The organism is Pseudomonas sp. D3-10 (assembly GCF_051132175.1).
In the GTDB taxonomy this organism is placed as follows: domain Bacteria; phylum Pseudomonadota; class Gammaproteobacteria; order Pseudomonadales; family Pseudomonadaceae; genus Aquipseudomonas.
The window spans coordinates 4642634-4655688 of the sequence record NZ_CP071668.1 but is presented as its reverse complement, the minus strand read 5'-3'; the positions used below and the strand labels follow the sequence as shown (position 1 = coordinate 4655688).

Genomic DNA, 13055 nt, shown 5'->3' with positions numbered 1-13055 from the left:
CCAAGATCTTGCGATCGCTGCTCACTGGAGCGCCAGCCCGGCCGAGCGGGAGCAAGCTCCCTCGCCACGGAGTGTTCACATCTGAACTGAGTGGTTTGAACAGGCAAAAAAAAGCACCCCGAAGGGTGCTTCTCTTGAGCCAAGCGGCTTAGCGCTTCAGCGAGGCCGGCAGGTGTGGCTGGATCGCCGTCAGCACAGCCTTGAAGCATTTGGTGTTGCCAGCAACGATGTGGCCTTTTTCAAGGAAGTCATGGCCGCCAGTGAAGTCGCTCACCAAGCCACCCGCTTCCTGGATCAGCAGAGCGCCTGCTGCCATGTCCCACTCTGACAGGCCCGACTCCCAGAACGCATCGAAACGACCGGCCGCGACATAAGCGAGGTCCAGGCTGGCGGCACCGGCGCGGCGGATGCCGGCGGTCTGGCCGACCAGGGCACGGAACATGCCCAGGTAGTTGTCCAGGTTGTCCATCTGGTCGTCACGGAACGGGAAGCCGGTACCCAGCAGGGCGCCGTCCAGGCTGGTGCGGCCGCTGACGCGCAGGCGACGACCGTTCAATTGGGCGCCACGGCCACGGCTGGCGGTGAATTCTTCCTGGCGAACCGGGTCCAGCACGACGGCGTGTTCCAGGCGGCCACGGTATTTGCAGGCGATGCTGACAGCGAAGTGGGGGATGCCGCGCAGGAAGTTGGTGGTGCCGTCCAGCGGATCGATGATCCAGAGGTACTCTTCGCCTTCGATGCCGGTACCGGCGTGCATGCCGGTCTCTTCACCGCGGATAGAGTGGTTCGGGTAAGCCTTGCGCAGGGCGTCGACGATTTTCTGTTCGGCGGCGCGATCGACCTCGGACACGTAGTCCTTGGCGTCTTTTTCATCGACCTTGATGGTATCCAGGCGCTCGATGGAGCGGAAGATCAGTTCACTGGCGCTGCGGGCGGCGCGCAGCGCGATATTCAGCATGGGCTGCATGGATGTGTCACCTAAGGTTGTTAAAGAAAGCCGCGCATTCTATCAGAAAGTTTTCTCAGGAGAAGGTTGGTGTTCGCTTTCATAGCTTAACGGTAGGTGCTTAGGTAAGATTTGCTCCCTTTTATGTGTTCGAGAGCGCCTCCCTTGTTGCAGAACATTCGTGTCGTCCTGGTCAATACCAGCCATCCGGGAAATATCGGCGGAGCTGCGCGGGCCATGAAGAACATGGGCCTGTCGCGGCTGGTGCTGGTCGAGCCCCGTTCGTTTCCCCATCACGAAGCCGATGCCCGGGCATCCGGCGCCAACGACATCCTGGCCAACGCCGAGGTCGTCGCCACGTTGGAAGACGCCCTGGTGGGTTGCAACCTGGTGCTCGGCACCAGCGCCCGCGATCGCCGTATCCCGTGGCCGCTGCTCGATCCCCGCGAATGCGGCACCAAAGTGGTCGAGGAGGCGGGGCAGGGCGTGCAGATCGCTTTGGTGTTCGGCCGAGAAGATTCCGGCCTCACCAACGAAGAACTGCAGCGATGTCATTATCACGTGCATATCCCTTCCGACCCTGGATTCAGCTCGCTGAACCTTGGGGCGGCGGTGCAGGTGTTGAGCTATGAAGTGCGCATGGCCTGGCTGCAAGCCGAAGGCCAGCCCAGCAAGGTGGAAAAATTCGAGGCGACGTCGCCGCGCAGTGAGACACTGGCGACCATGGACGAACTGGAGCGATTCTATGAGCACCTGGAACAAGCCCTGGTGGACATCGAATTCCTCGACCCGGACAAGCCTCGACACTTGATGGCGCGCCTGCGTCGGTTGTACGGACGAAGCTCGGTGAGCCGGGCGGAAATGAATATATTGCGCGGCATCCTCACGGAAACCCAGAAAGCGGCCCGTGGCGAGCTGATTAAGCGGAAGGAATAAAATGTTCGAACGTTTGCGTGAAGATATCCAGAGCGTCTTTCATCGTGACCCGGCGGCGCGCAATGCCTTTGAAGTATTGACCTGCTACCCGGGGATGCACGCCATCTGGATCCATCGCCTGTCCGGCGCCTTGTGGAACATGGGCTGGAAATGGCTGGCGCGGCTGGTCTCGAACTTCGGCCGCTGGTTGACCGGGATCGAGATCCATCCGGGCGCCAAGGTCGGTCGCCGGTTCTTCATCGACCATGGCATGGGCATCGTCATTGGCGAGACCGCCGAGATCGGCGACGACGTGACGCTGTACCAGGGTGTGACCCTCGGCGGCACCAGCTGGAACAAAGGCAAGCGCCACCCAACGCTGGAGGACGGCGTCGTCGTCGGTGCCGGCGCCAAGGTGCTCGGGCCGTTCACGGTAGGGGCGGGGGCGAAGGTCGGTTCCAACGCCGTGGTCACCAAGGCCGTGCCGCCTGGCGCGACCGTGGTGGGTATTCCGGGGCGGATTATCGTCAAATCGGATGAAGAGCAGGACGCACGGCGCAAAGCCATGGCCGAAAAGATCGGCTTCGACGCCTACGGTGTCGGCGAAGACATGCCCGACCCGGTCGCCCGCGCCATCAACCAGCTGCTGGACCATTTGCAGGCCGTCGATGGACGCCTGGAGGGGATGTGCGGAGCCCTCAAGGACCTGGGCAGTAATTATTGTGCCAAGGACCTGCCTGAGCTGCGCGAAGAAGACTTCGCGTGTGTGAAGGACAAGGATGAGACCCAGGCTGGCTGAAACCCTGCTGGCCTCATCGCGAGCAGGCTCGCTCCCACGCCTACAGCGGTGATCTCCTGTGGGAGCGAGCCTGTTCGCGGAGAACGGTAACGCGGTATAGCTGGTCGTTAGCCGCCTACCTTTGCTATCATGCGCGCGCTCTTTTGCGGGTAATCCCGAGTATAGCACTAGGTCTTATACTTGACTTAAATACTCGGGAATTGCATACTCGCCCCCATTCCGAACTCCGTGGTAATTGTCCATGCGACTGACTACAAAAGGCCGATACGCCGTGACCGCAATGCTGGATCTGGCATTGCATGCGCAGCACGGGCCGGTGTCCCTGGCCGATATCTCCGAGCGCCAGGGCATCTCCCTGTCTTACCTCGAACAGCTGTTCGCCAAGCTGCGCCGCAGCAACCTGGTTTCCAGCGTTCGTGGTCCCGGTGGCGGCTACCAGCTGTCACGCGAGATGCAAGGCATCCAGGTCGCCCAGGTGATCGATGCCGTGAACGAATCGGTCGATGCGACCAAATGCCAGGGGCTGGGCGATTGCCATGGCGGCGATACATGCCTGACCCACCATCTGTGGTGTGACTTGAGCCTGCAGATCCACGAGTTTCTGAGCGGTATCAGCTTGGCCGACCTTGTAACTCGCCGTGAGGTGCAAGAAGTCGCCCAGCGTCAGGACCAGCGCCGTTGCAATGGCAAGGCGCCGCACCTGGACAAGATCGAAGCGTCCGCCGTCGAATGACCGCCGCAGAGCAAGCGGAACGCCAGCCAGCCTGATTTAGGAGAGAGTCCATGAAATTGCCGATTTACCTTGATTACTCTGCGACCACCCCGGTTGATCCGCGTGTCGCGCAAAAGATGAGTGAATGCCTGCTGGTCGACGGAAACTTCGGTAACCCGGCTTCGCGCTCCCACGTGTTTGGCTGGAAAGCCGAAGAATCGGTCGAAAACGCTCGTCGCCAGGTCGCCGACCTGGTCAACGCCGACCCGCGCGAGATCGTCTGGACCTCCGGTGCCACCGAATCCGACAACCTGGCAATCAAGGGTGTCGCGCATTTCTACCACACCAAGGGCAAGCACTTGATCACCTCCAAGATCGAGCACAAGGCTGTCCTGGACACCACGCGTCAACTGGAGCGTGAAGGCTTCGAAGTCACCTACATCGAGCCTGGTGAAGACGGCCTGATCACCCCGGCCATGGTCGAAGCCGCCCTGCGCGACGACACCATCCTGGTTTCGATCATGCACGTGAACAACGAAATCGGCACCGTCAACGACATCGCCGCCATCGGCGAGCTGACCCGTTCCAAGGGCGTCCTGTTCCACGTCGACGCGGCGCAATCCACTGGCAAGGTCGACATCGACCTGTCGAAGCTGAAAGTCGACCTGATGTCGTTCTCGGCCCACAAGACCTACGGTCCTAAAGGCATCGGCGCCCTGTACGTCAGCCGCAAGCCGCGTGTTCGCCTCGAAGCGACCATGCACGGCGGTGGTCACGAGCGCGGCATGCGTTCCGGTACCCTGGCGACCCACCAGATCGTCGGCATGGGCGAAGCGTTCCGAGTTGCCAAGGAAGACATGGCTGCCGAAAACGTGCGCATCAAGACCTTGAGCGACCGTTTCTTCAAGCAGGTCGAGCACCTCGAAGAGCTGTACGTCAATGGCAGCATGACCGCCCGCGTCCCGCACAACCTGAACCTGAGCTTCAACTACGTTGAAGGTGAGTCGCTGATCATGGCGCTCAAGGATCTGGCCGTGTCGTCCGGTTCGGCGTGCACCTCGGCGTCGCTGGAGCCTTCGTACGTACTGCGCGCCCTGGGCCGCAACGACGAACTGGCCCACAGCTCCATCCGCTTCACCTTCGGCCGCTTCACCACCGAAGAAGAAATCGATTATGCCGCGCAGAAAGTCTGCGAGGCAGTGACCAAGCTGCGCGCACTGTCGCCGCTGTGGGACATGTACAAAGACGGCGTCGACATTTCGAAAATCGAATGGGCAGCGCACTGAGAAGTCGCCACCAGAGCGGCTCCACTGATGAGGATTGAAGCAAATGGCATATAGCGAAAAGGTCATCGACCACTACGAGAACCCGCGCAACGTCGGCAAGATGGACGCGCAGGATCCTGACGTCGGCACCGGCATGGTCGGTGCTCCGGCGTGCGGCGACGTGATGCGCCTGCAGATCAAGGTCAACGAGCAAGGCATCATCGAGGATGCCAAGTTCAAGACCTATGGCTGCGGCTCGGCCATCGCGTCCAGCTCCCTGGCTACTGAGTGGATGAAGGGCAAGACCCTCGATGAAGCCGAAACCATCAAGAACACCCAGCTGGCCGAAGAACTGGCCCTGCCGCCAGTGAAGATCCACTGCTCGGTACTCGCCGAAGACGCCATCAAGGCCGCCGTTCGCGATTACAAGCAGAAGAAAGGCTTGATCTGATCCGCGTTACGGTAAGGAGTTTTCCATGGCTATCCAGATGACAGAAGCGGCAGCTAACCATATCCAGCGCTCCCTTGCGGGGCGCGGCAAGGGCGAGGGTATCCGCCTGGGTGTTCGCACCACGGGCTGTTCTGGCCTCGCCTATGTACTGGAATTCGTCGACGAAGTGGGCGAAGACGATCAGGTGTTCGAGAGTCATGGTCAGAAAGTGATCATTGACCCGAAGAGCCTGACGTACCTGGACGGCACCGAGCTGGATTTCGTCAAGGAAGGGTTGAACGAAGGCTTCAAGTTCAACAACCCCAACGTGCGCGGTGAGTGTGGCTGCGGCGAAAGCTTCAACATCTGAGGCTGCTCGTGGGTACTCCTTGTCATTTTGCGTTGTTCCAGTTGCAGCCTGCTTTTCAGCTGGACCTCGATCAGTTGTCCGCGCGTTACCTGGAACTGGCCCGTGGTGTTCATCCCGACCGCTTTGCCGATGCCTCCGAGGCGGAGCAGCGGCGGGCGCTCGAGCAGTCGGCGAACCTCAACGAGGCTTACCAGACGCTCAAGAACCCGGCCAAGCGTGCGCGCTACCTGCTGGCCATCAGCGGCCATGAGTTGCCGCTGGAGGTCACGGTCCATGATCCCGAGTTTCTTTTGCAGCAGATGCAATGGCGCGAAGAGCTCGAAGACCTGCAGGACAGCGCGGATCTGGCCGGTGTCGCGGTATTCAAGCGTCGCTTGAAAGACGCCCAGCAAGAACTGAACGAAGACTTCGCAGCCTGCTGGAACGATGCCGCGCAACGCGAACAGGCCGAGCGCCTGATGCGGCGCATGCAGTTCCTCGACAAGCTCACCCACGAAGTGCGCCAGTTAGAAGAGCGCCTCGACGATTAACCCAGTGCCGCTCCGGTCGCACGCCTGATTACAGATAAGTCCTGATTACGATGGCCCTACTGCAGATCGCCGAACCCGGCCAAAGTCCACAACCGCACCAGCGTCGCCTGGCTGTCGGGATCGACTTGGGTACCACCAATTCCCTGGTCGCTGCCTTGCGCAGCGGTCTTTCCGAACCGCTGGCCGACGAGCAGGGGCGGGTCATCCTGCCGTCCGCCGTGCGCTACCACGCCGATCGCGTCGAAGTAGGCGATTCGGCCAGGCTGGCCGCCGCCAGCGATCCCCTGAACACCATTGTGTCGGTCAAGCGCTTGATGGGTCGTGGTCTGTCCGACGTCAAGCAATTGGGCGAGCAGCTGCCGTACCGCTTCGTTGGCGGCGAGTCCCACATGCCGTTCATCGAGACCGTGCAGGGGCCGAAAAGCCCGGTAGAAGTGTCCGCCGACATCCTCAAGGTCCTGCGTCAGCGCGCCGAAGCGGCGTTGGGTGGTGAGCTGGTGGGCGCAGTGATTACCGTCCCGGCGTATTTCGACGACGCTCAGCGCCAAGCCACCAAGGACGCCGCCAAGCTCGCCGGCCTCAACGTGTTGCGCCTGCTCAATGAGCCGACCGCCGCTGCCGTTGCCTACGGCCTGGACCAGCACGCCGAAGGCCTGGTCGCGATCTACGACCTGGGTGGCGGTACTTTCGACATTTCGATCCTGCGCCTGACCGGCGGTGTCTTCGAAGTTCTCGCTACCGGTGGCGACAGCGCCCTGGGCGGCGACGATTTCGACCACGCGATCGCTGGCTGGATCATCGAGCAGGCCGGCCTCTCTGCCGACCTCGACCCAGGTGCCCAGCGCCATCTGCTGCAAACCGCCTGCGCGGCCAAGGAAGCCTTGACCGACGCTGCCTCCGTTGAAGTCGCTTATGGCGACTGGAGCGCCGCCCTTACCCGCGAAGCCTTCAACGCACTGATCGAACCCATGGTTGCCCGCAGCCTCAAGGCCTGCCGCCGTGCCGTGCGTGATTCCGGCGTGGAGCTTGAGGATGTGAAAGCGGTGGTCATGGTCGGTGGTTCGACCCGAGTGCCGCGGGTTCGTGAAGCCGTTGCCGAGGCCTTCGGCCGCCAGCCGCTGACCGAAATCGACCCGGACCAGGTAGTCGCCATCGGCGCCGCGATCCAGGCCGACACCCTGGCCGGCAACAAGCGCGACGGTGGCGAGCTGCTGTTGCTCGACGTAATCCCGCTGTCCCTGGGGCTGGAAACCATGGGTGGCCTGATGGAGAAGGTAATTCCGCGCAACACTACCATCCCGGTTGCCCGCGCCCAGGACTTCACCACTTATAAAGACGGCCAGTCGGCCATGATGATCCACGTGCTGCAAGGCGAGCGTGAGCTGATCAGCGACTGCCGTTCCCTGGCCCGCTTCGAATTGCGCGGCATCCCGGCGATGGTTGCCGGTGCAGCGAAGATCCGCGTGACCTTCCAGGTCGACGCCGACGGTCTGCTCAACGTCTCCGCCCGCGAGTTGGGTTCGGGCGTGGAGGCGAGCATCCAGGTCAAGCCGTCCTATGGCCTGACCGACGGTGAAATTGCCAAGATGCTCAAGGACTCGTTCCAGCACGCCAGCGACGACAAGGTTGCCCGTGTGTTGCGTGAACAGCAAGTCGACGGCCAGCGTCTGATCGAAGCCGTGCAAGCCGCCCTTGAAGCGGATGGCGACCGTTTGCTCGACGCCGAGGAACGCATGGTCATCGAGCTGCAAGTGCAGGAATTGTCCGAATTGCTCAAAGGCACCGATGGTTATGCCATCGAGCAGCAGACCAAGCGTCTGTCGCAAGTCACCGATGCCTTTGCTGCCCGCCGCCTGGACTCGACGGTGAAAGCCGCCCTGGCGGGGCGCAACCTGAATGAAATCGAGGAATAACTGATGCCGCAGGTGATTTTTCTGCCCCACGAGAAGTTCTGTCCGGAGGGCATGGTCGTAGAGGCTGAGCCCGGAATCTCCATTCTCGAGCTGGCCCATGAGCACCATATCGAGATGGAAAGTGCCTGTGGCGGCGTCTGTGCTTGCACGACCTGCCATTGCATCATTCGCGAAGGCTTCGACTCGCTGGAAGAGGCGGACGAACTGGAGGAAGACTTCCTTGATCGGGCCTGGGGACTGGAAGCGCAATCGCGCCTGGGTTGCCAGGTTATCGTCGGCACCGAAGACCTGACCGTCGAAATCCCGAAATATTCGCTTAACCATGCGGCCGAAGCGCCGCACTGATGGTGACACTGTCATGAGCTATGGTTGGAATGATGTACAGCGCATCGCAGAAGAATTGGCTGAAGCCCATGAGGGCCTCGATCCGTACTCTGTAGGTTTCGTCCGTCTGCAGCAGATGATCCTGGAGCTGCCTGGCTTCGATGCCACCTCTGGCCGAGTCGGCGAGAAGGTGTTGGAAGCGGTTCAGGAGCTCTGGGCCGCCGAATTGGACTGATCGCTTCGCAGGTTAGGCAATACCTAAGAACCCGCGTATAATTCGCGGGTTTAATTTTTCGTAAATTACCGTTTCTGGAGTTACACCATGGCTGTTCAACGTACTTTCTCCATCATCAAGCCTGACGCCGTTGCTAAAAACGTGATCGGCAAGATCGTTACCCGCTTCGAAGACGCTGGCCTGCGCGTTGTAGCTTCGAAAATGAAGCAACTGTCCAAAGCCGAAGCCGAAGGCTTCTACGCTGAGCACAGCGAGCGCGGTTTCTTCGGTGAGCTGGTTGCTTTCATGACTTCCGGTCCGGTTGTCGTTCAGGTGCTGGAAGGCGAAAACGCCATCGCTCGCAACCGTGAGCTGATGGGCGCTACCAACCCTAAAGAAGCTGCTGCCGGCACCATCCGTGCTGACTTCGCTGAATCCATCGACGCCAACGCCGTCCACGGTTCGGACTCCGAAGCTGCCGCTGCTCGCGAAATCGCTTACTTTTTCTCCGCTACTGAAGTAACCACTCGCTAAGCCCAGGCTTTTGAGTGAAGGTGAATCCATGACTACATCGAACGGCAAAACCAACCTGTTGGGCCTGACCCAGCCGGAAATGGAGAAATTCTTCGACTCGATCGGGGAGAAGCGTTTCCGTGCCGGCCAGGTAATGAAATGGATTCACCACTTTGGCGTCGACGATTTCGACGCCATGACGAATGTCGGCAAGGCCCTGCGCGAAAAGCTCAAGGCTGTTGCCGAGATTCGCGGTCCCGAAGTGGTCAGCCAGGACATCTCCAGCGACGGCACCCGTAAATGGGTAGTGCGCGTGGCTTCCGGCAGCTGCGTCGAGACCGTCTACATTCCCCAGGGCAAGCGCGGCACCTTGTGCGTTTCGTCCCAGGCAGGCTGTGCCCTGGATTGCAGTTTCTGCTCCACCGGCAAGCAAGGCTTCAACAGCAACCTCACCGCCGCCGAAGTGATCGGCCAGGTGTGGATTGCCAACAAATCCTTTGGCAGCGTCCCGGCGACCGTCGACCGTGCCATCACCAACGTGGTGATGATGGGCATGGGTGAGCCGCTGCTGAACTTCGACAACGTCGTCTCCGCCATGCACCTGATGATGGATGACCTGGGCTACGGCATTTCCAAGCGCCGCGTGACCCTGTCCACCTCCGGTGTGGTGCCGATGATCGATGAGCTGGCCAAGCACATCGACGTCTCCCTGGCGTTGTCGCTGCACGCACCCAATGACGCATTGCGTAACCAATTGGTGCCGATCAACAAGAAATATCCGCTTAAGATGCTGCTCGAGTCGTGCCAGCGCTACATGTCGTCCCTGGGCGAAAAACGCGTGCTGACCATCGAGTACACCCTGCTCAAGGACGTGAACGACAAGGTTGAACACGCGGTCGAGATGATCGAGCTGCTCAAGAACATTCCGTGCAAGATCAACCTGATCCCCTTCAACCCGTTCCCGCATTCCGGTTACGAGCGTCCGAGCAACAACGCGATTCGTCGCTTCCAGGATCAGCTCCACCACGCTGGCTTCAACGTCACCGTGCGCACCACCCGCGGCGAAGACATCGACGCCGCGTGTGGCCAATTGGTTGGACAGGTGCTGGATCGCACCCGTCGCAGCGAACGCTACATCGCCGTGCGCGAATTGAACGCCGCCGACGAAGTCGCGCAGAACGCTGCGAACAGTCACTAAGAGAGGAACTCTATGTCCCTGCGCTTCGCGCTGCTGTTGCTGTTCGCCGGACTCTGCTCCGGTTGTGTCCTGTCGGGTGACTACAACCCGATGAAGACCAGCAAAGGGCGCGACGAGGCGCGCGAAGCCTATGTGCAGTTGGGCATTGGCTACTTGCAGCAGGGCATGACCGAGCGGGCCAAGGTGCCCCTCAAGAAAGCCCTGGAACTGGACAGCTCTGACGCCGATGCCAACGCGGCGCTGGCGTTGGTGTTCCAGGCGGAGCTGGAGCCGGAACTGGCTGACGAGCATTTTCGCAAGGCGCTGTCGGCCCAGCCGCAAGATGCCCGGATCCTGAACAATTACGGCAGTTTTCTCTACGAACAGGCCCGCTACAAGGACGCCTACGAACGTTTCGAGCAAGCCGCCGCCGATACCCTTTACCCCGAGCGCTCACGGGTCTTCGAGAACCTCGGCATGACCGCCGCGAAACTCGGCCAGCGCGACCTGGCCCGCCAGCAGTTGGAAAAAGCGCTGCGGCTCAACCGCCAACAACCCCGTGCGTTGCTGGAAATGGCTGAGTTGTCCTACGAAGACAGGCATTATGTGCCCGCGCGCGACTATTACGAGCGTTTTAGCCTGCTCAGCGAGCAAAATGCACGTAGTCTATTGCTCGGCGTTCGGCTGGCACATGTGTTTGAAGATCGCGACAAGGCCGCAAGCTACGGCCTGCAACTCAAAAGACTTTATCCCGGTACGCCGGAATATCAGCAATACCTGTCGGAGCAATGATGAAAGCGGCGCATCCCGAAGTTGTAGCAGCGACTCGCGTAAATCCCGGTGAGACCCTGCGTCAAGCCCGCGAAAGCAATGGTTGGTCGCTGGCCGAAGTGGCCCTCAAGCTCAACCTCACCGTGACTTCCCTGAGCAACCTGGAAGCAGGCGCGTTCGACAAATTGCCAGGGCATACCTTTGCCCGGGGCTATATCCGCGCCTATGCCAAACTGCTTGGCATGGACCAGACCACGCTGGTCCAGCAATTCGATCAATACACCGGTTCCGATGCCCAGGGCAGCAGCGTGCACAGCCTGGGTCGTATCGAGGAGCCGGTTCGCGTTTCCCACACCATTTTGCGAATCGTCAGTCTGTTGCTGCTGATTGCGGTGATTGGTGGTGGTTTTGTCTGGTGGCAAGACCAGGCTTCCTTGCGTGGCAAGGAGCCGGTTGCCATGAACCCCGAGCACGTCGAAGTCGAAGGCGCCGACGGCACGACCCAGATCCATCCGCTGGACGAACCGGAAGACCAGGCCGTCGTCGAAGGCCAGGCCGAAGGCGAAACCGCCCTGGCCCTGCCGCAAGGCCCTGACAATGGCGAGACCGGTGCCGCCGCGGGTACCGAATCAGCCGCTCCAACGGCTCCAGCCACTGCGCCCGCACCGACCGCGCCGGCCCAGGCTGGCAGCGCTCCGGCGGCGCCAGCAGCCCCGGCAGCTCCGGCCCCTGTCACGCCCGCGCCGACCGTGGCGGCTCCAACGGTGCCGGCGGCGCCGGTTGCTCCAACCGCTCCGGCCCCCGCACCGGGCGACGGCCAGGTACAGATCCAGTTCACCGCCGATTGCTGGACGCAGATCACCGACGGCAACGGCAAGGTGTTGTTCAGTGGCCTCAAGCGCAAGGGCGACAGCACCTCAGTCAACGGCAAGCCACCGTTTGCCGTACGCCTGGGTTATGCCCGTGGCGCGCAGGTCAGCTACAACGGCCAGCCGGTCGATGTGGCTCCGTTCACCAGTGGCGAGACCGCTCGCCTGAAATTGGGTCAATAAGTCATGCACGGCGAATCTCCAATCAAGCGTCGCGAGTCCCGGAAAATCTGGGTCGGTAACGTACCCGTGGGCGGCGATGCGCCAATCGCTGTGCAGAGCATGACCAACAGCGACACCAATGACGTGGCCGCCACGGTCGCGCAGATCAACCGCCTGGAAGCCGCCGGCGTCGACATCGTGCGCGTGTCCGTGCCGGATATGGACGCCGCCGAGGCATTCGGCAAGATCAAGCAACTGGTCAAGGTCCCCTTGGTGGCCGATATCCACTTCGACTACCGCATCGCCCTGCGCGTGGCCGAATTGGGCGTCGATTGCCTGCGCATCAACCCTGGCAACATCGGTCGCGAAGACCGTGTGCGGGCCGTGGTGGATGCCGCCCGTGATCGCGGCATTCCGATCCGCATCGGCGTCAACGCTGGCTCCCTGGAAAAAGACCTGCAGAAAAAATACGGCGAACCGACCCCAGCCGCGCTGGTGGAGTCGGCCCTGCGCCATGTGGAGCACCTCGAACGCCTGAATTTCCAGGACTTCAAGGTCAGCGTAAAGGCGTCCGATGTGTTCATGGCCGTCGAAGCCTACCGCCTGCTGGCCAAGGAAATCGTCCAGCCGCTGCACCTGGGCATCACCGAAGCCGGTGGGTTGCGTTCGGGTACGGTGAAATCCGCCGTCGGCCTCGGTATGCTGCTCGCCGAAGGGATTGGCGATACCATCCGCATCTCGCTGGCGGCTGACCCGGTCGAGGAAGTGAAAGTCGGCTACGACATCCTCAAGTCCCTGCACCTGCGTTCGCGCGGCATCAACTTCATCGCCTGCCCGAGCTGCTCGCGGCAGAACTTCGATGTGGTCAAGACCATGAACGAGCTGGAAGGGCGCCTTGAAGATTTGCTGGTGCCGCTGGATGTCGCGGTGATCGGCTGCGTGGTCAACGGGCCTGGCGAAGCCAAGGAGGCCCATATCGGCCTCACTGGCGGCACACCGAACCTGATTTACATCGATGGCAAGCCGTCGCAGAAACTGACGAATGACAATCTGGTGGATGAGCTGGAAAAGCTGATCCGCCAGAAAGCGGCCGAAAAGGTCGAAGCCGACGCAGCGGTCATCGCGCGCGGTTAAGTCGCAAGATT

At 61.1% G+C, this 13055-nt stretch carries 16 protein-coding genes; 15 read left to right on the top strand and 1 reads right to left on the bottom strand.

Features of this window, described 5'->3' with window-relative positions; all coding sequences use genetic code 11:
- Positions 1 to 148: 148 nt before the first annotated feature.
- Positions 149 to 967: a type III secretion system regulator SuhB gene (gene suhB, locus J3P90_RS21020; protein WP_039592127.1), complete on the bottom strand. Its 819-nt coding sequence runs from the start codon at positions 965 to 967 to the stop codon at positions 149 to 151.
- Between the two features lie 144 nt (positions 968 to 1111).
- On the opposite strand from suhB, the gene trmJ reads away from it, so the two are divergent.
- The 15 genes from trmJ (at position 1112) to ispG (ending at position 13044) form a co-directional block, all read left to right on the top strand.
- The gene (gene trmJ / locus J3P90_RS21015; RefSeq protein ID WP_434609706.1) at positions 1112 to 1882 is read left to right on the top strand and encodes a tRNA (cytosine(32)/uridine(32)-2'-O)-methyltransferase TrmJ; all 771 of its coding nucleotides are present in this window, start codon (positions 1112 to 1114) and stop codon (positions 1880 to 1882) included.
- Position 1883: 1 nt separating this feature from the next.
- The gene (gene cysE / locus J3P90_RS21010) at positions 1884 to 2660 is read left to right on the top strand and encodes a serine O-acetyltransferase (RefSeq protein ID WP_434562427.1); all 777 of its coding nucleotides are present in this window, start codon (positions 1884 to 1886) and stop codon (positions 2658 to 2660) included.
- A gap of 241 nt (positions 2661 to 2901) precedes the next feature.
- A complete protein-coding gene (gene iscR / locus J3P90_RS21005) occupies positions 2902 to 3393 on the top strand; it encodes a Fe-S cluster assembly transcriptional regulator IscR (RefSeq protein ID WP_030139599.1) in 492 nt (163 codons plus the stop codon).
- Positions 3394 to 3443: 50 nt separating this feature from the next.
- A complete protein-coding gene (locus tag J3P90_RS21000) occupies positions 3444 to 4658 on the top strand; it encodes an IscS subfamily cysteine desulfurase (protein WP_434609708.1) in 1215 nt (404 codons plus the stop codon).
- A gap of 43 nt (positions 4659 to 4701) precedes the next feature.
- Positions 4702 to 5088 carry a Fe-S cluster assembly scaffold IscU gene (gene iscU / locus J3P90_RS20995; RefSeq protein ID WP_003185157.1) on the top strand — a complete coding sequence of 129 codons (387 nt, stop codon included), beginning with the start codon at positions 4702 to 4704 and terminating at the stop codon, positions 5086 to 5088.
- Between the two features lie 25 nt (positions 5089 to 5113).
- A complete protein-coding gene (iscA, locus tag J3P90_RS20990) occupies positions 5114 to 5437 on the top strand; it encodes an iron-sulfur cluster assembly protein IscA (protein WP_003185155.1) in 324 nt (107 codons plus the stop codon).
- Between the two features lie 8 nt (positions 5438 to 5445).
- Positions 5446 to 5967, top strand: coding sequence for a co-chaperone HscB (gene hscB, locus J3P90_RS20985; RefSeq protein WP_420764150.1), 522 nt, complete (start codon positions 5446 to 5448; stop codon positions 5965 to 5967).
- Positions 5968 to 6017: 50 nt separating this feature from the next.
- Positions 6018 to 7880: a Fe-S protein assembly chaperone HscA gene (gene hscA, locus J3P90_RS20980; protein WP_434562429.1), complete on the top strand. Its 1863-nt coding sequence runs from the start codon at positions 6018 to 6020 to the stop codon at positions 7878 to 7880.
- A 3-nt stretch (positions 7881 to 7883) separates the two neighbouring features.
- Entirely contained in the window at positions 7884 to 8225 is a 342-nt protein-coding gene (gene fdx / locus J3P90_RS20975; protein ID WP_420764152.1) for an ISC system 2Fe-2S type ferredoxin, read from the top strand.
- 13 nt (positions 8226 to 8238) lie between these two features.
- Complete coding sequence (gene iscX / locus J3P90_RS20970) at positions 8239 to 8439, top strand: Fe-S cluster assembly protein IscX (protein ID WP_305498989.1); 201 nt, start codon at positions 8239 to 8241, stop codon at positions 8437 to 8439.
- 87 nt (positions 8440 to 8526) lie between these two features.
- Positions 8527 to 8952 (top strand): nucleoside-diphosphate kinase, encoded by a 426-nt coding sequence (gene ndk, locus J3P90_RS20965; RefSeq protein WP_042727994.1) that lies wholly within the window; start codon positions 8527 to 8529, stop codon positions 8950 to 8952.
- Positions 8953 to 8980: 28 nt separating this feature from the next.
- Entirely contained in the window at positions 8981 to 10129 is a 1149-nt protein-coding gene (gene rlmN, locus J3P90_RS20960; RefSeq protein WP_420764153.1) for a 23S rRNA (adenine(2503)-C(2))-methyltransferase RlmN, read from the top strand.
- Between the two features lie 12 nt (positions 10130 to 10141).
- Positions 10142 to 10900 carry a type IV pilus biogenesis/stability protein PilW gene (gene pilW / locus J3P90_RS20955; protein WP_434562431.1) on the top strand — a complete coding sequence of 253 codons (759 nt, stop codon included), beginning with the start codon at positions 10142 to 10144 and terminating at the stop codon, positions 10898 to 10900.
- Positions 10900 to 11931, top strand: coding sequence for a RodZ domain-containing protein (locus J3P90_RS20950; RefSeq protein ID WP_434675323.1), 1032 nt, complete (start codon positions 10900 to 10902; stop codon positions 11929 to 11931). The genes pilW and J3P90_RS20950 overlap by 1 nt, the downstream gene beginning before the upstream one ends.
- A 3-nt stretch (positions 11932 to 11934) precedes the next feature.
- Entirely contained in the window at positions 11935 to 13044 is a 1110-nt protein-coding gene (ispG, locus tag J3P90_RS20945; protein ID WP_325717643.1) for a flavodoxin-dependent (E)-4-hydroxy-3-methylbut-2-enyl-diphosphate synthase, read from the top strand.
- Positions 13045 to 13055: the final 11 nt, after the last annotated feature.

What these genes read in the sequence shown, in the direction of transcription:
- suhB (WP_039592127.1), bottom strand. Translation starts at nt 967, where the DNA reads ATGCAGCCCATGCTGAATATCGCGCTGCGCGCCGCCCGCAGCGCCAGT.
- cysE (WP_434562427.1), top strand. Translation starts at nt 1,884, where the DNA reads ATGTTCGAACGTTTGCGTGAAGATATCCAGAGCGTCTTTCATCGTGAC.
- iscR (WP_030139599.1), top strand. Translation starts at nt 2,902, where the DNA reads ATGCGACTGACTACAAAAGGCCGATACGCCGTGACCGCAATGCTGGAT.
- J3P90_RS21000 (WP_434609708.1), top strand. Translation starts at nt 3,444, where the DNA reads ATGAAATTGCCGATTTACCTTGATTACTCTGCGACCACCCCGGTTGAT.
- iscU (WP_003185157.1), top strand. Translation starts at nt 4,702, where the DNA reads ATGGCATATAGCGAAAAGGTCATCGACCACTACGAGAACCCGCGCAAC.
- iscA (WP_003185155.1), top strand. Translation starts at nt 5,114, where the DNA reads ATGGCTATCCAGATGACAGAAGCGGCAGCTAACCATATCCAGCGCTCC.
- hscA (WP_434562429.1), top strand. Translation starts at nt 6,018, where the DNA reads ATGGCCCTACTGCAGATCGCCGAACCCGGCCAAAGTCCACAACCGCAC.
- fdx (WP_420764152.1), top strand. Translation starts at nt 7,884, where the DNA reads ATGCCGCAGGTGATTTTTCTGCCCCACGAGAAGTTCTGTCCGGAGGGC.
- iscX (WP_305498989.1), top strand. Translation starts at nt 8,239, where the DNA reads ATGAGCTATGGTTGGAATGATGTACAGCGCATCGCAGAAGAATTGGCT.
- ndk (WP_042727994.1), top strand. Translation starts at nt 8,527, where the DNA reads ATGGCTGTTCAACGTACTTTCTCCATCATCAAGCCTGACGCCGTTGCT.
- rlmN (WP_420764153.1), top strand. Translation starts at nt 8,981, where the DNA reads ATGACTACATCGAACGGCAAAACCAACCTGTTGGGCCTGACCCAGCCG.
- pilW (WP_434562431.1), top strand. Translation starts at nt 10,142, where the DNA reads ATGTCCCTGCGCTTCGCGCTGCTGTTGCTGTTCGCCGGACTCTGCTCC.
- J3P90_RS20950 (WP_434675323.1), top strand. Translation starts at nt 10,900, where the DNA reads ATGAAAGCGGCGCATCCCGAAGTTGTAGCAGCGACTCGCGTAAATCCC.
- ispG (WP_325717643.1), top strand. Translation starts at nt 11,935, where the DNA reads ATGCACGGCGAATCTCCAATCAAGCGTCGCGAGTCCCGGAAAATCTGG.